This window comes from Methylobacterium sp. C1 (assembly GCF_001854385.1).
GTDB lineage: Bacteria > Pseudomonadota > Alphaproteobacteria > Rhizobiales > Beijerinckiaceae > Methylobacterium > Methylobacterium radiotolerans.
Map to the genome: position 1 here is coordinate 1,579,853 of NZ_CP017640.1, position 21,272 is coordinate 1,601,124.

23 protein-coding genes and 2 pseudogenes are annotated in these 21,272 nt (G+C 70.1%); 15 read left to right on the top strand and 10 right to left on the bottom strand.

Annotation, left to right across the window (positions count from 1 at the left end):
* The first annotated feature begins 356 nt into the window (after positions 1–356).
* From rclC to BKE41_RS07460, 4 genes are all read left to right on the top strand, one after another.
* The gene (rclC, locus tag BKE41_RS07445) at positions 357–980 is read left to right on the top strand and encodes a reactive chlorine resistance membrane protein RclC (RefSeq protein WP_029361143.1); all 624 of its coding nucleotides are present in this window, start codon (positions 357–359) and stop codon (positions 978–980) included.
* 280 nt (positions 981–1,260) lie between these two features.
* Positions 1,261–1,707, top strand: coding sequence for a (2Fe-2S)-binding protein (locus BKE41_RS07450; protein ID WP_070998953.1), 447 nt, complete (start codon positions 1,261–1,263; stop codon positions 1,705–1,707).
* Between the two features lie 11 nt (positions 1,708–1,718).
* On the top strand, positions 1,719–3,965 hold the full coding sequence (locus BKE41_RS07455; RefSeq protein WP_070998955.1) for a molybdopterin cofactor-binding domain-containing protein: 2,247 nt from the start codon (positions 1,719–1,721) through the stop codon (positions 3,963–3,965).
* Positions 3,966–4,084: 119 nt separating this feature from the next.
* A complete protein-coding gene (locus tag BKE41_RS07460) occupies positions 4,085–5,335 on the top strand; it encodes an ATP-binding protein (RefSeq protein ID WP_012318265.1) in 1,251 nt (416 codons plus the stop codon).
* A 57-nt stretch (positions 5,336–5,392) separates the two neighbouring features.
* On the opposite strand, the gene BKE41_RS07465 is transcribed toward BKE41_RS07460, so the two are convergent.
* Entirely contained in the window at positions 5,393–6,208 is an 816-nt protein-coding gene (locus BKE41_RS07465) for an SDR family oxidoreductase (RefSeq protein WP_070998957.1), read from the bottom strand.
* 442 nt (positions 6,209–6,650) lie between these two features.
* On the opposite strand from BKE41_RS07465, the gene BKE41_RS07470 reads away from it, so the two are divergent.
* Positions 6,651–6,905, top strand: a complete 255-nt coding sequence (locus BKE41_RS07470) for a hypothetical protein (RefSeq protein WP_012318267.1) — start codon at positions 6,651–6,653, stop codon at positions 6,903–6,905.
* Positions 6,906–6,936: 31 nt separating this feature from the next.
* The gene (locus BKE41_RS07475) at positions 6,937–7,179 is read left to right on the top strand and encodes a hypothetical protein (RefSeq protein WP_012318268.1); all 243 of its coding nucleotides are present in this window, start codon (positions 6,937–6,939) and stop codon (positions 7,177–7,179) included.
* Here the strand turns inward: BKE41_RS07475 and BKE41_RS30770 are convergent.
* Together BKE41_RS30770 and BKE41_RS07480 are read right to left on the bottom strand one after the other, a co-directional pair.
* Entirely contained in the window at positions 7,176–7,352 is a 177-nt protein-coding gene (locus BKE41_RS30770; protein WP_012318269.1) for a hypothetical protein, read from the bottom strand. The two genes, BKE41_RS07475 and BKE41_RS30770, sit on opposite strands and share 4 nt — an antisense overlap.
* 443 nt (positions 7,353–7,795) lie before the next feature.
* The gene (locus BKE41_RS07480; protein WP_070998959.1) at positions 7,796–8,110 is read right to left on the bottom strand and encodes a hypothetical protein; all 315 of its coding nucleotides are present in this window, start codon (positions 8,108–8,110) and stop codon (positions 7,796–7,798) included.
* Positions 8,111–8,553: 443 nt separating this feature from the next.
* On the opposite strand from BKE41_RS07480, the gene BKE41_RS07485 reads away from it, so the two are divergent.
* The 6 genes from BKE41_RS07485 (at position 8,554) to BKE41_RS07510 (ending at position 11,724) form a co-directional block, all read left to right on the top strand.
* Complete coding sequence (locus BKE41_RS07485; RefSeq protein ID WP_012318272.1) at positions 8,554–8,784, top strand: hypothetical protein; 231 nt, start codon at positions 8,554–8,556, stop codon at positions 8,782–8,784.
* Positions 8,785–8,865: 81 nt separating this feature from the next.
* Complete coding sequence (locus BKE41_RS07490; RefSeq protein ID WP_012318273.1) at positions 8,866–9,177, top strand: hypothetical protein; 312 nt, start codon at positions 8,866–8,868, stop codon at positions 9,175–9,177.
* 99 nt (positions 9,178–9,276) lie between these two features.
* A complete protein-coding gene (locus BKE41_RS07495) occupies positions 9,277–9,597 on the top strand; it encodes a polyhydroxyalkanoic acid system family protein (protein WP_012318274.1) in 321 nt (106 codons plus the stop codon).
* 134 nt (positions 9,598–9,731) lie between these two features.
* Positions 9,732–9,941, top strand: a complete 210-nt coding sequence (locus BKE41_RS07500; protein WP_029359298.1) for a hypothetical protein — start codon at positions 9,732–9,734, stop codon at positions 9,939–9,941.
* A 409-nt stretch (positions 9,942–10,350) separates the two neighbouring features.
* A complete protein-coding gene (locus BKE41_RS07505) occupies positions 10,351–10,545 on the top strand; it encodes a hypothetical protein (RefSeq protein WP_070998960.1) in 195 nt (64 codons plus the stop codon).
* Positions 10,546–10,857: 312 nt separating this feature from the next.
* Positions 10,858–11,724, top strand: coding sequence for a porin family protein (locus BKE41_RS07510; protein ID WP_012318277.1), 867 nt, complete (start codon positions 10,858–10,860; stop codon positions 11,722–11,724).
* Between the two features lie 458 nt (positions 11,725–12,182).
* Here the strand turns inward: BKE41_RS07510 and BKE41_RS07515 are convergent, their stop codons facing one another.
* The 5 genes and pseudogenes from BKE41_RS07515 to BKE41_RS30090 form a co-directional block, all read right to left on the bottom strand.
* The gene (locus BKE41_RS07515) at positions 12,183–12,452 is read right to left on the bottom strand and encodes a hypothetical protein (protein ID WP_024830641.1); all 270 of its coding nucleotides are present in this window, start codon (positions 12,450–12,452) and stop codon (positions 12,183–12,185) included.
* Positions 12,453–12,665: 213 nt separating this feature from the next.
* Positions 12,666–12,842, bottom strand: coding sequence for a hypothetical protein (locus BKE41_RS31095; protein ID WP_012318279.1), 177 nt, complete (start codon positions 12,840–12,842; stop codon positions 12,666–12,668).
* A gap of 683 nt (positions 12,843–13,525) precedes the next feature.
* Positions 13,526–13,744: pseudogene (locus BKE41_RS30085) on the bottom strand (transposase); the annotation flags it as partial.
* Positions 13,745–13,983: 239 nt separating this feature from the next.
* Complete coding sequence (locus BKE41_RS07520; RefSeq protein WP_070998962.1) at positions 13,984–15,015, bottom strand: IS110 family transposase; 1,032 nt, start codon at positions 15,013–15,015, stop codon at positions 13,984–13,986.
* Between the two features lie 68 nt (positions 15,016–15,083).
* Positions 15,084–15,976, bottom strand: a pseudogene (locus tag BKE41_RS30090) (IS3 family transposase); the annotation flags it as partial.
* A 495-nt stretch (positions 15,977–16,471) separates the two neighbouring features.
* Here BKE41_RS30090 and BKE41_RS07535 point away from each other — a divergent pair.
* Positions 16,472–16,702: a hypothetical protein gene (locus BKE41_RS07535; protein ID WP_024830639.1), complete on the top strand. Its 231-nt coding sequence runs from the start codon at positions 16,472–16,474 to the stop codon at positions 16,700–16,702.
* Between the two features lie 520 nt (positions 16,703–17,222).
* On the opposite strand, the gene BKE41_RS31570 is transcribed toward BKE41_RS07535, so the two are convergent.
* The gene (locus BKE41_RS31570; protein WP_175654128.1) at positions 17,223–17,360 is read right to left on the bottom strand and encodes a hypothetical protein; all 138 of its coding nucleotides are present in this window, start codon (positions 17,358–17,360) and stop codon (positions 17,223–17,225) included.
* 479 nt (positions 17,361–17,839) lie between these two features.
* On the opposite strand from BKE41_RS31570, the gene BKE41_RS07540 reads away from it, so the two are divergent.
* Together BKE41_RS07540 and BKE41_RS07545 are read left to right on the top strand one after the other, a co-directional pair.
* Positions 17,840–18,670 (top strand): porin family protein, encoded by an 831-nt coding sequence (locus BKE41_RS07540; protein WP_012318281.1) that lies wholly within the window; start codon positions 17,840–17,842, stop codon positions 18,668–18,670.
* A gap of 490 nt (positions 18,671–19,160) precedes the next feature.
* Positions 19,161–19,652, top strand: coding sequence for a hypothetical protein (locus tag BKE41_RS07545; protein ID WP_159392729.1), 492 nt, complete (start codon positions 19,161–19,163; stop codon positions 19,650–19,652).
* A gap of 602 nt (positions 19,653–20,254) precedes the next feature.
* On the opposite strand, the gene BKE41_RS07550 is transcribed toward BKE41_RS07545, so the two are convergent.
* A complete protein-coding gene (locus tag BKE41_RS07550; RefSeq protein WP_070998964.1) occupies positions 20,255–21,025 on the bottom strand; it encodes a response regulator transcription factor in 771 nt (256 codons plus the stop codon).
* Positions 21,026–21,272 lie beyond the last annotated feature (247 nt).

Consider the following 21,272-nt stretch of genomic DNA (forward strand, 5'->3'; position numbering starts at 1 on the left):
AAGGCATCGCGATCGGCCGGATATCATGCGTCGGTATGATAGACCGGCCCTGACCGGCCGGCGCGCAGATTTGGTGCGCCCGCGGCCGCGCCGCGTGGCGCGATCGCTTCCGGCGGCAAGTCGATCACGGACGCGCATGCCTGCGCTCGACCTCGGAACACAGATGTCTTGCCGAACCCGCGGCCGCGTTCCGGACGAATATCGGATGATCAGACCCAAACCTGCGTATGATTGAGCCGGATCGGCCCATCATCGAAGCTCCTCCCATCGCCGCCGCGCGATCATCCGTCCCGGCCGGCGCCTCTGCAGGGAGGCCTCAAGCCGTCCCGCGCCCTCAGCTTCGAAGGAACAGATCCATGAACACGCAGGTTCGCCGCGTCCTCGGCCTCGTCTCCGGGCCGGGCTCGAACCGCCTCGGCCTCCAGGCCATGCGGGTCGCCATCGCGGTCGTCTTCCTCTGGATCGGCGCGCTCAAGTTCGTGCCCTACGAGGCCGACAGCATCACGCCCTTCGTCGCCAACAGCCCGGTCATGGCGTTCTTCTACGCCCACCCCGACCGGTACGCCCAGCACCTCACCCACGAGGGCGAGCTCAACCTCGCCGCCCGCGCGTGGCAGACGGCCAACCACACCTACGCGTTCTCCCGCGGCCTCGGCACGGTCGAGCTGCTGATCGGCCTGCTCGTCCTCGCCGGCTTAGTGTCGCGGCGGCTGGGCCTGGCCGGGGCGGTGCTCGCCTTCCTCACCCCGGTGGTGACCCTGTCGTTCCTCGTCACCACCCCCGAGGCCTGGGTCGCCGCGCTCGGCGATGCCCAGCACGGCTTCCCCTACCTGTCGGGCGCGGGCCGCCTCGTCCTCAAGGACGTCACCCTCATGGCCGGCGCCTGGCTCGTCCTCGCCGACAGCGCCCGCGCCGTCCTGCGCGAGGCGTCCGCGCCGGCGGCCCGGGCCCCGGCGCCCGCCCTCGCCGCGAAGGCGTGAACGGCCGCCCACGTGCGGCCGCGGGAAGCTTTCAGGACCGAGACCCGGGACGATGGACTGTCTTCGGCCGACCCTGATCTCGGATCCGGCCGCAGAGAGGCACCGTTTCGGGTGACGACCCCTAACCTTCGTATGATTCCGCGCGGCCGGGAGCGGCTGTACCTCTCGCGATACAGCACACGACACAGGCCGCGCCTTCGGCCGCCCCCGGACACACGTCGCCCGGCCGGTTCGCACGCCGAGACACGTCGCGCCGTCCCCCATTCCACGAGGTCGAACGATGGTCCAGCTCACGATCAATGCGCGCCGCTACACGGTGGACGCGGAACCGGACACGCCGCTGCTGTTCGTCCTGCGCGACAGCCTCGGGCTGACCGGCACGAAGTACGGCTGCGGCATCGGGCAGTGCGGCGCCTGCACGGTCCTCCTCGACGGCGCGGCGACCCGCTCCTGCCAGGTCCCGCTGGAGAGCGTCGGCGACCAAGCCATCACCACGATCGAGGCGATCGAGCTGGATCCGGTCGGCGCCCGGGTCGTGGCCGCCTGGGTCGGCATCGAGGTGCCCCAGTGCGGCTACTGCCAGTCCGGGCAGGTCATGGCCGCCACGAGCCTGCTCAAGCAGACCCCGAAACCGACCGAGGCCGACATCGCCGGCGCCATGACCAACCTGTGCCGGTGCGGAACCTACAACGCCATCGCCGCCGCCGTGCGGCAGGCCGCGGCCTGAGGAGGCGCACGATGACCGACCGCTCGCCCCGCACCCGCCCGGCCCGCCGCGAACCGGTCCGCAACCTCTCCCGCCGCGGCTTCCTGGGGGCGGCGTCGGGCGCGCTGGTCCTCGGGGTCGGCCTGCGGCTGGCGCCGGCCACCGCCCAGACCCGCGCCGAGGGCCCGGCGGCCGTCGCCCCGAAACCCGGGACCCGCGTGGCGGCGTTCCTGGAGATCCGCCCCGACGACAGCGTGCGCCTGCTCAGCCCCTTCGTGGAGGGTGGCCAGGGCATCAACACCGGCCTCGCCCAGACGATCGGCGAGGAGCTCGACCTCGACCCGGCGCGCTTCGCGGTGGAATGCGCCCCGCCCGGCCCCGATTACGCGGTCGTCAACGGCCTGCGCATGACCGGCGGATCCTTCTCCACCCGCTCGAGCTTCGAGGCCATGCGCCGCCTCGGCGCCACCGCCCGCGAGATGCTGCTGCGGGCGGCGGCCGCCGAACTCGCCGTGCCGCAGGCCAGCCTGACCACCGGGAACGGCCGCGTGATCCACGCCGCTTCGGGCCGGAGCCTCGGCTACGGCGTCCTCGCCGCCGCGGCGCTCGCGCTGCAGCCGCGCGACGACGTGGCCTTGAAGGATCCGAAGGACTTCCGCTGGATCGGCAAGCCGGTGGCGCGCCTCGACATGCGCGACAAGTCCACCGGCCGGGCCGTCTACAGCATCGACATCCGGCTCGACGGCATGGTTCACGCCGCGATCCGGCACGCGCCGCATCTCGGCACCGAGCCGGAGGCGATCACCAACGCGGCGGAGGTCCGGGCGATGCCGGGCGTCCAGGCGGTCGAGCGCCTGCCGGGCGCGGTGGCGGTGGTGGCCGACACGTGGTGGCGGGCCCGCACGGCCGCGGAGGCCCTGCAGGTGACCTGGAGCCGGCCGGCGTCCGAGGGCGTCGCGACCGTCTCGGCAGGCTTCTCCTCGGCCGCGATGCTGGCCGCCCTCCGGGACGCGCCCGGCCCCGGCGTTCCGGCCGAGCAGGCGGGCGATCCGGACGCCGCCTTCGCGGGCGCGACCCGAGTCGTCGAGGCCGCGTACGACGCCCCCTACCTCGCGCACGCGCAGCTGGAGCCGCCCTCGGCGGTGGCCCGCTTCGCCCCCGACGGCAGCCTCGACCTCTGGGTGCCGAACCAGATGCCGGAGCTGTTCCAGCAGGTCGCCGCCAAGACGGCCGGGCTGCAGCCGGATCAGGTCCGCATCCACTCGCCGATGCTCGGCGGCTTCTTCGGGCGCCACTTCCACTACGGGCCGGCCAGCCCGTTCCCGCAGGCGATCCTGCTCGCGAAGGCGACGGGCAGGCCGGTGCGGGTGCTGTGGTCGCGGGAGGAGGAGTTCGGCATGGACGCGCTGCGCCCCCTGAGCTTCGCCCGGTTCAAGGCGGCCCTCGGGCCGGACGGGATGCCGGTGGCGCTGGAGACCACCGCGGTGGGGGAGGGCCCGATCGGGCGCTGGTTCGGCGCGCTGTTCAAGGGGCCGGTGGATTCCTCGGTGGTGGAGGGCCTCGACCAGAAGCCCTACGCCATCCCGAACCGGCGGCTCACCTACGTGAAGGTGCCGCACCCGGTGACCATCGCGTTCTGGCGCTCGGTCGGGCACTCGATGAACGACTACTTCTACGAGAGCTTCCTCGACGAGATCGCGCAGGCCGGCGGCCAGGACCCGTTCGCCCTCCGGATGACGCTCCTGAAGGACAGCGCCCGCCACCGCACCCTGCTGCAGGCGGTGGCCGACCTCGCCGGCGGCTGGACGCGCGGGCCGTTCCAGGCGGCGGACGGCACGCGGCGCGCGCGGGGCGTGTCGATGGCCTCGCCGTTCGGGTCGGAGACGGCGACGATCGCCGAGGTGTCGCTCGAGAACGGCGAGGCCCGGGTGCACGATCTCTGGATCGCCATCGATCCGGGCCGGGTGGTCAACCCGGCAATCGTGAAGCGCCAGGTCGAGAGCGCGGCGGCGCTCGGCCTCTCGTCGACGCTGCTGGAGCAGGTGGTCTACGAGGGCGGGCAGCGGCAGGCGCGGAACTTCGACGCCTATCCGATCCTCGACCGGGCGCGGATGCCGCGGGTGCACGTGGCGATCGTCGAGAGCGGGGCGCCGATGGGCGGCATCGGCGAGCCGGGCCTGCCCGGCGTGCCGCCGGCGGTGGTCAACGCGGTGGCGGCGCTGACCGGCCGACGCCTGCGCAGCCTGCCCCTGGCCAAGGAGACCCTCTCGGGGGCCTGACGCCGGCGAGGCCGCCGCCCCCCGAAAGTCCCGCTTCGCGACTGGAAGCGGGATTTTCGCATGCCGTATACCGGGGGTGCGGCGGGCTAGCACTGGGGCCGGCCCCGGGAACCGTGGACATGAGCATCGGTCTGACGCCGACGGACGACCGGATCGTCGTGGCCAGCGAGGCCGACTGGAACGACGCGTGGTACCTCGTCTGCATGAAGGTCTCGACGATCGGCTTCGTCGTCGTCGATGCCCGCGAGCGGGTCGCCACCCTGGACGCGCTCCGGGCGGCCGGGATCACCGACATCGCCGGCCATCTCGACGCGCGTCCGGACGTGGCCGACCGCCTGCGGCACGGGATGGTCATCCTCGACGTCAACGAGGCGGCCGTGCGGATGTTCGGCGCCGGCGGCCGCGCGGACATGATCGGGCAGCGCACGCAGCGCTTCTTCGACCCCCTCTGCACCGCCCAGGTCAACTCCGCCCGGGCCTTCGCGGCCGGCGCGACCGCGTTCCAGCAGCAGGCGCACAGCGTCCGGCTCGACGGCTCGCGCTTCGAGACGCTGTTCTGCGTGGTCCCCCGGGCGGACGGCGCCAGCTCCGGCCTGTGGCTCGCCTCCTTCGTGGACATCACCGAGCACGTCGAGCGGCAGATGTCCCTGGAAGTCCTGCGCGACGAGCTCGCCCACGTCTCCCGGATCTCGACGCTGGGCGAACTCTCGGCGTCGATCGCGCACGAGATCGGGCAGCCCCTGTCGTCGATCGGCATGACCGCCGGGGCGATGCTGCGCCTGCTCGACCGCGCGGATCTCGACCGCGACCTGCTCCGGCGGCAATGCCAGCGCATCGTCGATCAGGTCACGCGGGCCGGGGACATCATCGATCGCACCCGGCGCATGGCCGCGAAACGCGACAGCGTCCGCGCGCCCGTCTCCGTGGCGGAGATCCTGACCGAGGCCGCGCAGTTCGTGGCGCACGACCTGAACCGCGGCAAGATCAGGCTCACCGTCGTCCCGGCCGACGCGGCCGCGCAGGTCTCCGCGGACCGGATCCAGCTGCAGCAGGTCTTCGTCAACCTGCTGATGAACGCCATCCAGATCCATCGGCAGGCGCGGACGCCCGGGCCGGAGATCACGGTCGAGACCACCTGCCGGGACGGATCGATCACGGTGGACGTCGTCGACAACGGGCCGGGCCTCGATCCCGACGCCGTCGACCGGCTGTTCGACGGCTTCTTCACGACGCGGCCCGAGGGGCTCGGCCTGGGCCTCCGGATCTGCCGGACCATCGTGGCGGCCCACGGCGGCTCGATCGACGCGCGTTCCCGCGACGGGGCGCCGGGCGCCCGGTTCACGGTGCGCCTGCCGCTCGCCCGGGCCTGACCGATCCGCCGCGGGGAGCGGGCAGGGGTCCCCGGTCGGGGCGTCCCCGCGGGCGCCTCAGGCCGCGACGGCGCGCGCGCTCCGGTACCGGCTCGCCGGCGCCGACGCGCCGAGCTGGGCGGCGAGTTCGAGGCGCGCGGCGTCCAGCGCGGACCAGGCCGCGCCGTTCTCCAGGGGCGGGATCGTGACGACCTCGCCGGCATCGAACCCGGCCAGCGCGGCCGCGACCAGATCGGCCGGCGTCATGACGATGCTGGCCGGGAGGTTCCGGTAGCCGCCGACGCCGGCTACGGCCCAGAACTCCGTCGCCGTCGCGCCGGGCAGGACCGCCTGGATCCGGACGCCCTTGGGGGCGAGTTCGTGCTGCAGCGCCTGGGTGAAGGCCAGGACGTAAGCCTTGCTGGCCCCGTAGACACCGTTGAGCAGCTCGGGATTGAGGGCGACGGTCGAGGCGACGTTGATGATCGCCCCGTGCCCCCGCGCGACGAAGGCCGGCGCCGCCGCGTAGGCGAGGCGCGTCACGGCCGTCACGTTCACGCCGATCATGCGCTCCATCTCGTCCGGATCCGCCTGGAGCAGCGGAGCCGCCGAGCCGAAGCCGGCGTTGTTGACCAGCAGGGTGATCGCCGCGTCGCCCCGCAGCCGGTCCTCGACGCGCCGAAGACCGGCCCGGTCGTTGATGTCCGCCGCGAGCGCCTCGACGGTGCGGCCGGAGGCCCGACGCACCGTCTCCGCGACCGCCTCCAGGCGATCCGCGTTCCGGGCGGTCAGGATGAGATCGTAGCCGCGCGCGGCGAGCTGTTCGGCATAGATCGCACCGATCCCGCCCGAAGCGCCGGTGATCAGAGCAATTCCCTTGGCACGATCCGTCATGACAACTCTCCGTCTGCGCTGTTGGATGACGGAAAGTGTAGCGACCGGGACGGAGCCGGACATTTATACCGACGCGGGGCGACGCCATACCTTGGTATGACCTGGCCGGCCGGTCCGGCGCGCGTCAGGCAGTCGTCGGCGGGCGGTCGCCAACGGGCGCGGGGAGGCCGGCGCAACCCCGGCCCGATCGGCGGCACGCGGACGGCATCGGCACGCCGGCCCCGCCGCGCCGATCCGGGAGAGGTGCGCCCGCCGCCTCGCCGTGCTAGAACGAAAGCGGAACAAATCACAGGTGCGGGCCGGGCACAATCTGCGGGCGAGAAGTTTCTTCCGGGCCGGTGGACGAATGTGAATACGGCGCGAAAACACCTGTCGCGGCCGGCCCTTGGCCGGCCGGTAGGGTCGGTGGAGAACCTGTGACAAACCGGGGGACAGGACGGCGATGGCGATGAGGACGGCGTTCGTGGTGCAGCCCTTCGAGGTGCACCGGAAGCGGTTGCGACCGGCCCGGCAGGAGCCGGCGCAGACCGAGAGCGGGGCGGTGAAGAAGGCGGAGAACATGGCCAAGCGGATGCCGGGCGCGGCGGCGCTGAAGGTCGTGGCCGACGACGAGACCGGCGAGCTGGAGGGCGTCACGATCCTCGGCCAGTGGGGCGAGATCCCCGACGACTTCGCCGAGAGCCTGCAGGGCGCCTAGGCCCAGATCACCAGCGGGGTGGGAGAGCGCCATGTCGGCGGTTCGGCGGGTCGGGAACTTCCTCCAGGTGCAGGACGGCGACGGCTGCCGCCACCTGCTGCGCGTGACCAGCGTCCAGGCGCTGAGCGACACGGACCTGATGCGCAACGAGACCTTCATCACCGCGGCGGGTCGGACCATCCGGGTGACGCAGCCGCTCGACGAGATCGTGGACCTCGTGGCGCCGGGCGAGCGGGCAGGGAAGGGGTCACAGGAGGAGCCGTGGCCGTTCTAGCCGCGGGAGATCATCCCGCGCGCCATCTCCAGCAGCAAGCGGCGGTCCGACAGGGTGAGCGCGGACCAGACGCGCAGCAAGTCCCCCGTCATCTCGACCGTGGCGAACGCCTCGGATTCGTCGAGAAAGGCGTCTTCGGGCGTTCCGAGGGCGTGCGCGATCTGCCGGAGCATCGATCTCTTGTCGTTCGGCCTACCTCTCTCATCCTCGAATTCTGGATCCGCCAACGCAATCTCCGGCAGACGCACGGCGTCGTCGCGCCAAATCTTTGACATCTCTATAGCGCGCCAATTCGAGAACTGCATCAACGAATTGTAATTTAATTTTACTGGTATAAATGCACCAATGGAAAGGACGTCTATGATTATTTTAGATTGATTTCAGAACCTGACATAGCGAGAGCGGTCAGAACTCGATGGTCGGCCATGAACTTGCCCGACATCTGAACTGAAGGCGGCGTCGGCGCACCGCTCCGAGGCGGGTCAACGGCGCGGCGCTCACGTCCCGGTGCCCGCACGCGCGCCGTCGCCCGCCGCATCCGGACACCGGCGAAGGGACGGCGCACGGGCCCGCCCCGACCTGGCCGGGATGGACTCTCAGGAAGCGGAGTCGGCGATCAGCTGCCGCCGCCGGCCTCGCCGCCCTTGCCGACCTGAGGTACGCCGCGCTCCGGCTGGCCGGCATTTCCGCCCGCGGCCGAGTCCGTCGTGACGGTCGCCGTTCCCGTCCCGGTGGGCGCGACGACGGCGGTGCTGCCCGGACCGCTGTTCTGGCCGCCGCCGGGAACGACGACGGTTCCGGCCGGGGTGCCCGGCGTCACCGGCTGGGGCGGTCCGGGCTGTCGGATCGGTGCGGGACCGGTGCCGGTCTGCGCCGAACCGGGCGACGCCGCGACCAGCGCGAAGATGGCGAAGAGGGCATGACGCATCATGTGCTCCTTGGCATCCCGGCCCTGACTGTGCCGCGCGCACGGGCCTCCGTGCCCGAACGCGGGCGCGCGATCCGGGTTTCCGACGCCGCTCACCTTCGTGCCCGGCGGCGCCCGGCGCACGAAAAAGCCCCGCGCGGCGCTGCCGGCGGGGCTGAAGGTGGGTCTGCCTTCGGGAGGATGCAGGGGCGGATGCTTAGCCGGCGTTGCGCCGCGGCTGCACCGGCGACACGACATGCCGGCCACGCGGGCACTGCCGGTCACGACGGCGTTACGCTTGCATGCCGGGACAGCTCCGCCCCGTGCGGCGGGCGGCCCGGACCGTGGCGCCGCGCTAAACCCTGGCCATCCTTGGATAACCATGGCGACCGCCGGCTTGTGGATGCCGCGGCGGCGTCATCGACAGCGTCGCGGCGCTGTGGTGCTGATCGGCGGCGAGGAGTCCCATGAAGCACATCATCGTTCTGGCGATCGCGGCCACGGCCCTGACGGCCTGCAACGCGGCGAACCGGCCCGGTCGCGGCGAGCTCTTCATGAGCGAGGCGGACATCGCCGCGAAGGACGACGCGATCTGCCGGAGCTACGGCGCCGAGCCGGGAACGCCGGAATACGTGCAGTGTCGGGGCACCCAGGATCAGCGGCGCGACGCCGCCCAGGCACCGCGCCGCAGCGGCTGAACGTGGCGGCGTGACGCCGCCCCGGGGACCAACGCCCCGCTCGCGCGTTATCCGCGCGGACCGCCTGCCCTGGAGCGCGTGATGCTCGCCCGATCCGCCCTGATGCTCATCGTCCTGACGTCGGGGGCCCAGGCCGCCGCCTTCGACGACCTGAAAGGCTACCTGGCGTCCTGCCTGCGGTTCGAGATGGGCGGCGCCCAGGCGGAACGCGGCGGCCCGCTGTCGGCGAAGGTCCGCCACGCCCTGGACCGGTGCTCCGACGACGTCGCGCGCCTCGAGCGGGCGGACGGGCGCCGGCTGCGCGGAGACGGCGGGATCAGCCCGTCGACCAAGGAGGTCATCCGGAGCGTCGTGGGCGGCGGGGCCGGCGGCGTCCGCACCGTCCGGTACTGAGCGCCGACGGACCACCCGACGGGTCGATCGGGCGGCGCCGATCACCGATCGTTAACCGTCCGGCCGCACCTCACGGGCCTTGCTCGCGAGGAGATCCCGGTGCCGAAGCGCCTGACCATCACCGTCCCGCACGCCCTCGGGGCCGCCGAGGTTCGGCGCCGCATCGACCTGCACATGGACTGGGCCTTCCGGCGCCTGGAGGCGGAGAAGATCCGGGTCGAGGCCGAGGACTGGCTCGGCAATCGCCGCGCCTTCTCGGGCAGCGGCTACGGGCAGACGGCGCGCGTCGCGATCCAGGTGGCCGACGACGCGCTGGAGGTCGAGGCGCTGGTGCCCTGGATGGCGAGCCTGTTCGCGCCCGTCATCGAGTCGGTCGGGCGCCACTATGTCGGGCGCCTCCTGTCCGACGAGGCCGCCTGACGCGCGACGCGGCAATCGCTCGACCGCGCGGAGCCGACCGGGACGGCGACCGGTCCGTGGGCGCCGGCGGGGCGGTTGTGGCCCGGTCGCGCCGGGGCTAAACGCGCCGGCTCGGTGGCGGCGCAGGGGCCAGGATGAGCGATGACGTGGCGGCCCTGCTCCTCGCGCTCGCGACCGAGAACGCCGAGCTGCGCCAGCAGCTCGCCACCGCGCAGGACATGCTGATGGAGACCGCCATCGACGCCGGCCACCTCCACGCCCGCATCGAGGCCCTGCAGGCCGAGCGCGACGCGTGGCAGGCGGAGGCCGAGCGACTGGCGCGCCGGCCCCCGCGCTCCGTGTGAGCGGTCGCGCCGCACGGCGGCCCGGCGTGCCGGGATCGTGCGGCTGGGCGAGCCCGAGGCCGCGGCGCGACCGGGGAGGGTGCCTCGGCGAGACCCCGCGCCGGGCGGGCTCACGCCTTCCTGGGCTGCGGGCGGGGTACGCGCACGTCGACCGTCTGGCCGGTGAGGGGGTTGAGGATCAGCATGGCGGCCGTCTCCGGTGGGTATGCCGGTAGAACGCCGGCCCAGGGCGCCGGGATCACGCCGCGGCGTGCCGTGGCGCACGGGCGGCGACGGGGTCGCCGAACCCGGATCGGACCGGGAGCCCGGTCTCGGCACCGCCCGCGAGGCTCGCCAGGGTCGGCCTGCCGCCTACCTCAGAACGTGGCGCCCTGGCGGCCGCCAGGGGCAGAACACCTGGAGGATCGATATGGCCATCGATAGATCCGATGAGCGTGCCGCGCTCGATGCCGAGGTCGAGGACACCCAGGCCACCATCGCGAAGCTTCGCGCGGCTGCCGACGGAACGCCGCCCGGACACGGTTCGCGCGTGGCGCTGAAGAAGGCCGAGGAGAGGCTGGCCGAGCTGGTCAAGCACATCACCCGGCGCGACCGGACGGGGTAGGGCGGCGCGCGGGACGCCGCGACGACGAACCCTTCCCGCCCCAGTGGCCGAGAGCGGCGCGCCGACGAATGTCTGCGCGTCGCTCCCGCCCATCGGAGTCCGGCTCCGGGAGGCCGACGCGGCCGCCTCGCGGCCCGGACGCCCCCGAGCATACGGCCAGAACTTCACCAGTATTTAACCGAGTCGACTGAAGTTAATCGGCCATTTACCACGATTTTTCCGACACGACGAAGCTGTGTGTCCGTAAAACTACAGCTATTCTGCTCAGAGCTTGGTAGTCTTATCACCAGATCGAAACCCGGATCGCCCGTGATGACCAAGCTCCTCGCCTCCCTGACCGCCTTCACTGCCCTGACCGCCGCGGCGTCCGCCGCCGACCTGCCGCGCCGCGCCGCGCCGCCGCCGGTGTTCACGCCGGTGCCGGTGTTCACCTGGACCGGCTTCTACGTCGGCGTGAACGCCGGCTACGGCTTCGACGCCAACAGCCGCAACACCACCAGCTACGCCCTGCCCGGCGGCTCGCTGATCAACTCGCCCGGCACCGCCGGCGTCGTCAGCGTCAGCAACCGCAACAACAACGACGGCTTCTCGGGCGGCGCCCAGATCGGCTACAACTATCAGTTCACCCCGGGCTCCGGCGTCGTGATCGGCTTCGAGGCCGACGCCCAGTACGTCGACTTCGCCCGCCGCGCCAACGCCACCCAGAACTACAGCTTCCTGGGCTTCCCCGGCGTCGCCTTCAGCAACCCGCCGGCCTTCGTCGCCACGAGCGGCAACGGGCTGGATTACTTCGGCACGGTGCGCGGCCGCCTCGGCTACGCCTTCGACCGCACCCTCGTGTACGGCACCGGCGGCTTCGCCTACGGCTCGGGCCAGGACGACCAGAACTTCGCCGGCAACCGCTTCCGCGACAGCTTCCGCACCGGCTGGGCCGCCGGCGGCGGCGTCGAGTACGCCCTGCCGACCGACTCCTTCCTGAACTTCTTCCGCTCCTCGGCCGTCACGCTGAAGGTCGAAGGCCTGTACGTCAGCCTCGACCGCCAGAAGAACTCGGCCGGCGGCGTGTTCTACGGCAACCTCCTGCCCCCGAACGGCATCGCCTACCTCAACGGCGCCGCCGCCAAGACCGAGTTCGCCGTCGTCCGCGCCGGCCTGAACTACAAGTTCGGCTCGTACTGAGATCGGGTCGCGCCGCTCCCGGCCTCCGTGCCGGGAGACGCGGCGGCGGGCGCGAGGGTGCTGGTCCGCCTCATCGCTCTCCGCCGCCGAAGAGCAGCCTTCCGGTTGACCTTCGCATCCCCAGCCCGATCAAACTGGCCGCGAGGTCGGCAGCACCCTGGGAGCGCACGCTCCCGGGGTGTTCCTGCGTTCCGGTACGGAGTGCCGCGGCGATCAGCCGACCGCCCAGAACAGCGGGAGCGCGCCGGCCACGAACAGAGCCGAGGAGACGAGCACCGCGAGGCGCTCGCGGTGCTCGAGAACGACGGCGCGGGAACGGGCGAACAGGGCACGGCCGGGGGCGGGGGCGAGGACGTCAGGCCCGCCCCCGAACCGTGACGGATCGGGGGCGGCGCGCGACGTCCACAGGGGTCCGTCGGCCCGTGTCGCGGCCGCGCCACACGGGCCGGGGACGCTCGCTACCAGTACCGGTTCGGCCAGCAGCGCCGCCCGCCGCGACCGAGGTGGAAGCCGCGCGGGCAGGCCCGACCGACATACCCGCCCCACTGGCCGCCGGCGCGGCACCCGCCGTACGGCCCGCGGTGGCCGTAGGGCCCGCAGCCGCCGTAGACGTGCTGGATCAGCCCGTCCTGCGCGGCGGGGAGCGGCGACCCCGGGACTGGCAGCGCCGAGGCCGGCACGGCGATGCCGACGGTGAGCAGTGCCGCGGCGGCGAGTGACTTGAGCATCAACCCATCTCCAGGTCTTGGCGGAGCCGACCTCCGTCGGCGCTGCCCGAATACCTGGTTCCGTTGAAGACCGGGTGTCACGGACCGCTTTGATTGCCCGTATCGCGGGAGCTTTCCTTTAAGTCCCGCCGCGATACTGCCGATCCACCTGCTCAGGCGCCCACCGCGCCGACGATGACGGTGTTCGCCCGACCTATGGCCTGGGTCGCCCGCTCACTTCGGGAGAGCCGTCGCCGATCCGTCGCTCTGCCGCGAGGCGGTATGCTGCTGGCTGCCGGTCTGCCAGGTCCAGTAGCCCGCGATGGCCCCCGCGAAGACGAGCCCCACGACGACGAGCGCGATCACCAGAGGCTTGAGGTCGCGCTTTTCCCGTTCCCTGGATCCGTCCACGAAGCCTCCTCTTGGCTTGCCTCGAGCGGTCTGCGCGCCGGACTGGATCGGCCCGCGGCCCCTCTCCCCGGTAAACCGGCCGGACGCCGACAGGGATCCGGGGTCGCGCGGCCGAACGCGGTTCGTCGCGGGGTGTCCGTCGGTCGCCGGTCTCCGGCCGGGCGGATCGGTGGCGGGCATCGGTGCCGTTGGCAATGGACGCGGCGGTTTCTCGTGCCCGCTGCCCGCGGCAGTTGACTGATGGACGGAGGGATCTCTTCGAAGTCCACGACCGGCCGATCGGGTGCGTGAGAGAGTAAGCCCCCAGCAGCACCCTGCGGTCTTTAACCGAGGGATGCACCGCGCGATCGATCACCGCGCGACCCGCCGTTCTCATATGGCGTATATTATCTGAGCTTTTGCCCGGAAAGTTCGATCCAGCGACGACTTTCTTCAGGAAACGCGCCTGAAAGGACGACCAACACGCGCCATGTCGACCGTCCCGATCGCTTCGCTTGCGACAACGGCTTCAGGAATGGCGTCAGCTCAGCCGATCGCGCTTGGCGGCACTTCGCGATCAGGCGGCGCAGCCATCCAGCTTCAGCCCAACACAACGGGCACTGATCGCAAGGTCGTCATTCCTCGAGGATCGACCGGAGCCGAGACTGACCTGACCGGCATTTTGGACCGAGCCGAGTGAGAGGCTACTGCATGACCGCTGCCATGGGTAGCCGGAAGGCCAGATCTGGGCAGCGGACAGGCGCGGGCGGCCGATAGCCCAGCGACGAGTGCGGCCGGACGCGGTTGTATGTGTTTTGCCAAAGAGCGATCACGATCTGAGCTTCCTCGAGCGAGTAGAAGATCTCTTGGCGCAGGCACTCGTCGCGCAGATTGCCGTTGAAGCTTTCGCAGTACCCGTTCTTCTCTAATCGATATCGCGCATGTCAATGGACGCGGTGATCCCCCGTGGATCTCATGCTTCTCTTCGAGGTCGGTATGCAACCGCCTCAGGATGGGGTGCTGAAGGGCGGCGGGACCAATCTCCCTTACGCGGCCTTGGCATCCGCAGATGCCGGGCACAGGAACGGGTCCGTCCTTGCCTAACCCTCGTCCCCACGGGGACACCATTCCGCGACGCGCGCGGATCTCGTCGGCAGCCGGATCAGGCCATGGCAGGTCGTCCCTGCGGGTGGAACACGCTGCCGTCGCGCCACATCCGGTGGAGCACGACCGCCAAGCGGCGCGCGAGGGCGACGCGCGCCTTCTGCAGCCCGCGGCGCTTGGCGATTGCCAGAGCCCAGTGGCGCAAGGACGAGGGTTTTGTGGCGTGTACCAGCATGCTGGTGGCAGCCTCGTACAGTGCGTGACGCGTGAGCGCGTCGCCGGTTTTGGTGATCGTGCCCGAACGATCCGTCTCGCCGGACTGGTAGCGGCGTGGCGTCAAACCGAAGTGGGCGCCCACGTCGCGCGAGCGGGTGAAGCGCTCGGCCTGATCGACCGTTGCACGGAAGGCCAGCGCCGTGATCGGGCCGACGCCAGGCACCGTCATCATCCGCCGGCAGACCTCCTCCTCGCGGACCGTCTGTAAGACCATCCGATGCAGGGCCTCACGCTGCGCCAGCAGCGCGGCCTGCACGAGCAGAACGGGTTCGACGACCCGCAGGAGGCTTGGCCGGTCAGCGAGCAACTCGCGCACGCGCACCGCAAACCCGGCGCGCCCCACGCGCCCGATCTTCAGCCCGAAGCCGCGTAGCGTGCCGCGGATCTCGGCCTCGACGTCGATCAGCTTGCTGACGAGCAGGCGATGCTGGGTGAGGAGCAGGCGCCACTCCTGCGCTTGCTGCGTCTTGACGTGTACCGCCTTGAACCAGCCGGTACGCATCAGCTGCGCGATGCCGCGTGCGTCCCCGCGGTCGGTTTTGACCGGCATGGCGCCCAGCGCCGCCTTGGTGTGGCGGGTCTCGACGCAGATCGTCGGCAGCCCGTGTGCGACGAGGCCGGCGTGCAGCCACTGCGAGAGCGGTCCCGCCTCCAGGCCAACCCGCTCGACGGTCAGAGCAGTTTGCCCGAGGTAGGCGGCGATCACGTCGGGATCGGTGTCGATCTTGGTCTCGCGCACGATCCGGCCGGTCGCGTCGAGCATGCACAGGCTGGTTTGGTCGAGGGAGACATCGAGGCCAACATAGTGGAGCATGGTAGCAGCCCTTCCGGATCGTTGGATCGGTCTGGCGAGCTTGCGCGACTCAAGACCGATTACGCCATCTCCCACGGTGGTCCCGGCGCGATGTCCTGGATCTGCGAGCCGGTCTTGGCGACCCATTTGCGCAGCGCCTTCGAGATCATCTCAGGGCCATTGTCGCAGCGGATGTTCTCCGGGATGCCGTGCAGACACATCGCGTCGGCCAGCGCCTCGATCACACCCAGGCTGTTGATGCGCCGTGCCACCTTCAACGCCAAGCAGGCTCGGCTGTGCTCGTCGAGCAGCGTCAGGATGCGTAGGCTCCGGCCGTCGGGGGTCTGGGCCTGCACGAAGTCGAAGCTCCAGACGTAATTACGGTGGAGCGGACGCAGCCGCACGCAAGAGCCGTCGTTCAGCCAGAGACGGCTGCGCGGCCGGTGTTTTTGCGGGACCTTCAGCCCCTCGCGACGCCAGATCCGCTGAACCCGATCGTTGCCCACCGGCCAGCCGTCTGCCTGCAGCAGCGCGGTGACGCGGCGGTAGCCGTAGCGCCCATACTCGGACGCCAGGGCGACGATGGCTCGGGTCAGCGCATCCCCGTCGGCCGGCACGGTAGGCACGTAGCGTTGCGTCCCCCGGTGCTGGCCGACGATCCTGCAGGCGTGACGTTCCGAGAGGCCGCACCTCTCCCGGATGCCAGCAACCGCCTGCCGGCGTCGCTCGGGGACTACAAGTTTCCCGCCGCCACGTCCGCCAACACCTGCTTCTCCAGGGAAAGATCGGCCACGAGCCGCCGCAGCCGCGCGTTCTCGCGCTCAAGCTCCTTCATCTTCCTGGCTTGATCGACTTGGAGGCCGCCGTACTCCTTGCGCCAGCGGTAATAGCTCTGCTCGGAGATCTCCGCCTCTTTGCACGCCAGCGCCAAGCTCTTGCCCTGTGCTGTCTGCACCTCGATCTGGCGCAGCTTCAGTACCACCTGCTCCGCGCTCGTCTTCTAACCTCGCCGCATGTCCGACTCCTCTGGTCCCGGCTGGTCATTCGGACCGACCGGCATCGCGCCCGCGAACTTCGATCCGTGAACGATGCGCTCCGCCATGAGATCCTGCAGCGCGAGCAAGCCGAGGCACAGCTACACGCGCAACGCCCTCGTCAACAATGGGATGCTTGATCCTGGTGTTTGATCCTGGCGTGCGCCTGCGCAGCGAGCCGCTCACAACCTCGGACCTCGGTCGGGATTTGTCGGGGGTTATTGGCGGGGAGGGGCCACGGACAGATCGCCCGTCTCGGTGCGCCCCCTGTGTGGCGGCGCACAAAACCCGGCGAACGATCGGCGGAATACGCCGTTGAGAGGTCACAGCCGGCCAAGCACAGCCGCCGCGATCGAGACCGCCGCACCGACGATCTTCCTCACGCGCCCCGACTGACCGGATGGCTTCCCCGTGAAGTCGAACGAACCCGCATGGAGATCGTCATGAAGCTGCATCTGCTCGCCGCGGCCGCCCTGGTCGCCGTCGCCACGCCCGCCCTGGCGCAGGGCATCGACAGCAGGCACAGCCCCTATCCGGCTTCGGCCTACCCGGGCTACGTCGGCAACGCCTCGGTGGTCCTGCCGGACATCTCAGTGACCCACTATCGCACCGCCCCGGCCTACCGGTACTCGGGCCAGCATGCCGGTGGCCCGGCCGACGCTTTGGCCCGCTGACGGCCGACACGACTGCGTCTCCCGCGAAGCTAGGTGAGACGCGGCCCCGGAACGTTCCGGGCGCCCGAGCCACGGCGCGGACGCGCACCTGAGCGGGCGTCTAGCGCCACTTATGCACGAGACGAAGCCAGACCGCAGTTGTGCGCCGGACCGCGCAGGCTGAGGCGGGCCACGTGAGACCGCGACGGCGCCGCAGTTTCGCAGCCCTCCCCGAGAGCGTTTCCTCCCAAGACTTCGGGCCGCTCCTTCGGGAGCGGCCTTTTTCTGCGCGGAACACCTGCTACGGTAACGCTTCCCCCTGCCGACGCGCCCGAGGCGTTCGCGACACCACACGGTGCTGTTGCCGGCGGGCGCGCGATGACAGGCTGGTGCAGACAGATCTCCGCATCTACCCCGCGAAGCCCAGGTCGAGCAGTCGTGCGAGGGTCGGTGCGAGGCGGCAAGACCGGAGACCGCGGGGCACCGGCCCCGGGGGCTGCCAGCCCTCGAAGCGCCCGTCTAAGTGGGGTGAAGGCTTCGCTTATTTGCTCTTAGCGCCCTTCTTGCCGAGTTCGGCCTGTGCCGCCGACGACTTACGAGGGTTGGATTTACCCTCCTTGCTCGCCTTGGCATTCGCTTTCTTGGCTGTCGCGCTACCGTTGCCCTTCTTTTCAGTCATCGTCGTCTCCACAATGTGAGCCGCCAATGCCGAGATCCGGTTCTTGTTCCGGTGGCGCTATGTTCCGCGGTGGATAGGTGTGTCGGCGCCGCGGCGCCGTGATCCTGGCCGATACCGGATCACGGCCGAGAGCTACGCCCAATCGACGGGACAGAAGTAGCGGTCCTCGGGCCGGATCGGCATGGTGGGGCTGAAAACCCAGTGAGGGTCCTACTCTGCAGCGAACCGCCGACCCCGTCCTGTAGCCCTGCGGCCACAGCTACCAAGCGACGTGGCGGCAGACTGCAACCAAAACGCATCTGAGATGTTGTGGCGACCGGCTGAGTGTCAGGCGATGTATTTTGCCGATCTCGGGTGCGTTCATATTCGGTTTACTAAGCCGCCCTACCTCATCATCGCATGGTGTGTCCGTAAAACTACAGCTATTTCCATCACGGACCGGTAGCCATACACCCAGATCGAAATTTGGACCTTCCGTTATGACCAAGCTCCTGGCCTCGCTGGCCGCCTTCACGGCCCTGACCGCCGCCGCCTCGGCCGCCGACCTGCCGCGCCGCGCCGCCCCGCCGCCGGTGTTCACCCCCGTCCCGGTCTTCACCTGGACCGGCGCCTACTTCGGCATCAACGCCGGCTACGCCTTCGACGCCAGCAGCCGCACCAACAACACCTTCGCGGTGCCCTTCCCCTACGCCGCCCCCGGCACCGTCGCCTCCTTCCGCGACCGCAGCCAGGACGGCTTCTCCGGCGGTGCGCAGATCGGCTACAACTGGCAGATCACCCCGGGTTCGGGTGTCGTGATCGGCTTCGAGGCCGACGCCCAGTACCTCGACTTCGGCCGTAACCGGAACAACGCCTTCATCTCCGGCGCCGTCGCCCCCGGCTACTACGTCACCGACCCGCGTGGCCTCTCCAGCCTCGACTACTTCGGCACCGTGCGCGGCCGCCTCGGCTACGCCTTCGACCGCACCCTCGTGTACGCCACCGGCGGCTTCGCCTACGGCTCGGGCAGCGCCGACCGCTCCTTCGGCGGCTACGCCGGCAACGACAGCTTCCGCACCGGCTACGCCGTCGGCGGCGGCATCGAGTACGCGCTGCCGACCGACTCGTTCCTGAACTTCTTCCGCTCCTCGGCCGTGACGCTGAAGGTCGAAGGCCTGTACGTGAACCTGGAGCGCGGCACCCGCAACCAGGGCGCCCTGGTGGTCAACGCCGCCAACCTCGTCCCGGTCGCCTACAGCGCCATCGGCCGCCGCGACGACGAGTTCGCCGTCGTCCGCGCCGGTCTGAACTACAAGTTCGGCTCGTACTGAGATCCGGTCGCGCTGCTCCCGGCGGCTGTGCCGGGAGATGCGGCGGCGGGCGAGGGGTAGTTGGTCCTCCTCATCGCTCTCCGCCGCCGAAGAGCAGCCGATCGGCTGACCTTCGCATCCCCAGCCCGATCAAACTGGCCGCGAGGTCGGCAGCACCCTGGGAGCGCAAGCTCCCGGGGTGTTTCTTCGTTCTGGAAGGGCCGTCCGAGCGGATCCGATCCCATCCCAACCCATGGCTCGCCATGACGTCGTCGCAACGCGCGTGACGGTCATGGCGAGTTGAATTCTCAACGCATCGAGCGCCGGCTGCTGACCGGACCGTCATCATCCGATGACCCGGCCGCATCAGCCGATGAGGGTGCCAGGGCGCTGCCGCCGCTCGGCCGTTTGTGTCTCGGGTCGATCCGGTATGGATAGGGGGCTCCTCACATGGAGGCGCACCTCTGTCGGACGAGAACGAGCCCCCCGACTTCGACGCGAGACGTCCAGGTTGGACACCTGCGGCCCGGAAATCCCGCAAGGGCATGTCGAAGCGCCCGAAGCGCAGCCTCGACGCCAGCGTCGAGACCTGGTGCGAGTGCCGTCAGAACCGCCTGAAGACCGGCACGCCGAAGCGGGACGATGTGGGTCGGGCGATGCTCATGCGGTGTTGCGGGTTCCGCAAGAACGTCCCGCCATTCGAGAGGCGCGGGCCCTGCGGCGCTGTGCGACCCGACGGCTCGCGTCGGCGTTCTTCAACGAGGACGAGGCCAACCGGGTGATCGCCGACATCATCGTCCGCGCCGAGCACGGCCGAAGGGAGTGGGTCGACAGCCGCAAGTTCCGGGTATGGCGCGATGGCGGTCGCAAGGCCCCCCGCCCGGAGCGGAAGGGCGACCTGAAGGGCAAGGTCGATGCTCCGGCGACCGGATGGCACGATGCCCTGGACGAACACAACGCCACGTCCGCCGGGCTCGGAGCGCCGCAAGCCGTCATCGGATGACACCGCCTGAGCGGCCATCGGCCGGCTGCTACTAACGGGGCGCCGCGGTCGTCACCCGACCGCCCAGAAAAGCGGGAGCGCGCCGGCCAGGAACAGGGCCGACGAGAGGAGCACGGCGAGACGCTCGCGATGATGCAGGACGAAAGCGTGAGGGCTGGCGAACATGGCAGGCCGGATCGGAAGAGGGGTCAGCACCCTCGCGCCTGAACCTTGACGGATCGAGGGCGCTTCGCGCTGTCCACAGGCGATGGCCGACCTCTGTCGCTGCCGAGCCACATGCTCTTGGATGTGTTCAGGCGCACCTCGCAGTAGCAGCGTCGCGCGCAGCCCTTCTTCGTGGCTGCTATCGCCCCCTCAGTAGCCCGACCCCGCGGCGCAGTGACCTCCAGGGTTGCTGCGCCGTTGTCGTTCCGGGTCCCTGCCCGAGACGGCGGAAGTGTCAGGATCGGCGCAACAGTTCACACTGGCCCGAAAGGCGCGGGCCGAGCCCTCTAGGGGCCGGCCCGCCTGCCGTTCGGTTTCGCCTGTCAGAAGCCGTAGCGACGCTGCAGAGTACGCGCAGGAGAGCTGCCGCCACCATCCGTAGCGACCGCCTCGCGCCGTTAACGCTTCCTCAAGGAAGTCGCTCCTGCACGGCCAGCGACGTCGGCACGGACGGAAAGCCCTTCCGGGCCGGTCACGGCCTCGAAAAGAGAGCCTCCCTTTGACGCGAACCGTTTGTCGGCATGCGAAGCCCACTCGTCAGCAGACGGGAGCGGCAGCCCAAGCTGGTGGGCGAGCGAAACGAGCTCCTTCAAACGGCCGGTCTGGGTCTTGCGGCGCAGGTTGAGCCGATGGGTCTCCACAGTGCGCACACTCAGCGCCAAGCGCCGGGCGACCTCCTTGTTGCTGAAGCCTGCGCAGAGGAAGCGCAGGACGTCGATCTCGCGGGGGGACAGACCGAAGTTGCAGCTCTGGCCCGCCTTGATGGCGCCCAGCCGCTTCGGAGGAACGAGGCAAGCCGCTCCCTTCACGAGGGCAAGCAGCGCCGCACTGAGTTCCTGCTGCGAATGTGAGCGCCCGACGAAGGCGTCAGCACCCGCATCCAGCAGAGACTCGAAGTGGTCCGCTGTCAGCGCGTCGAAGGTCACCAGGATGCGCAGGTTCGGCCGGCACTCCCTCAGGCCGGTGACACGCGCGATTCCCTCCGCGAGCTTGTCCGAGCTGAGACAGACCACAGCGACCTCAACCTCGACATCGGCTTCGGCTTCGGCTTCGTCCAGGCATGCCTCGCCGAGTAGGCGGATCTCCGGCAAGTGATCCAAAGCAGCGCGGGCGGCAGCGCTCAGGTCCTGCGCGTCATCCAGGATCAGGACCCCGACGGTCGTACTCATGACCTCGCACCCTTTGTCTCTCAGTTCGATATGCCGAACCGGGATCAGAAGAAGGTTTGCGAGGAGTTTTTAAATGTTTCTTGCGTTCCGCCATATATGGCTCAGCCGATATCCAGACATAACGCGCACGACGATCTCACGAAGGCGATCATTGCCATTCAGCCAAAGCACAAATGTCGCTCTCAAGTGAATGTTTGGCGATAGAGCGGTTTAGATCCATATACAATTGTCGAATTGAACAACACGC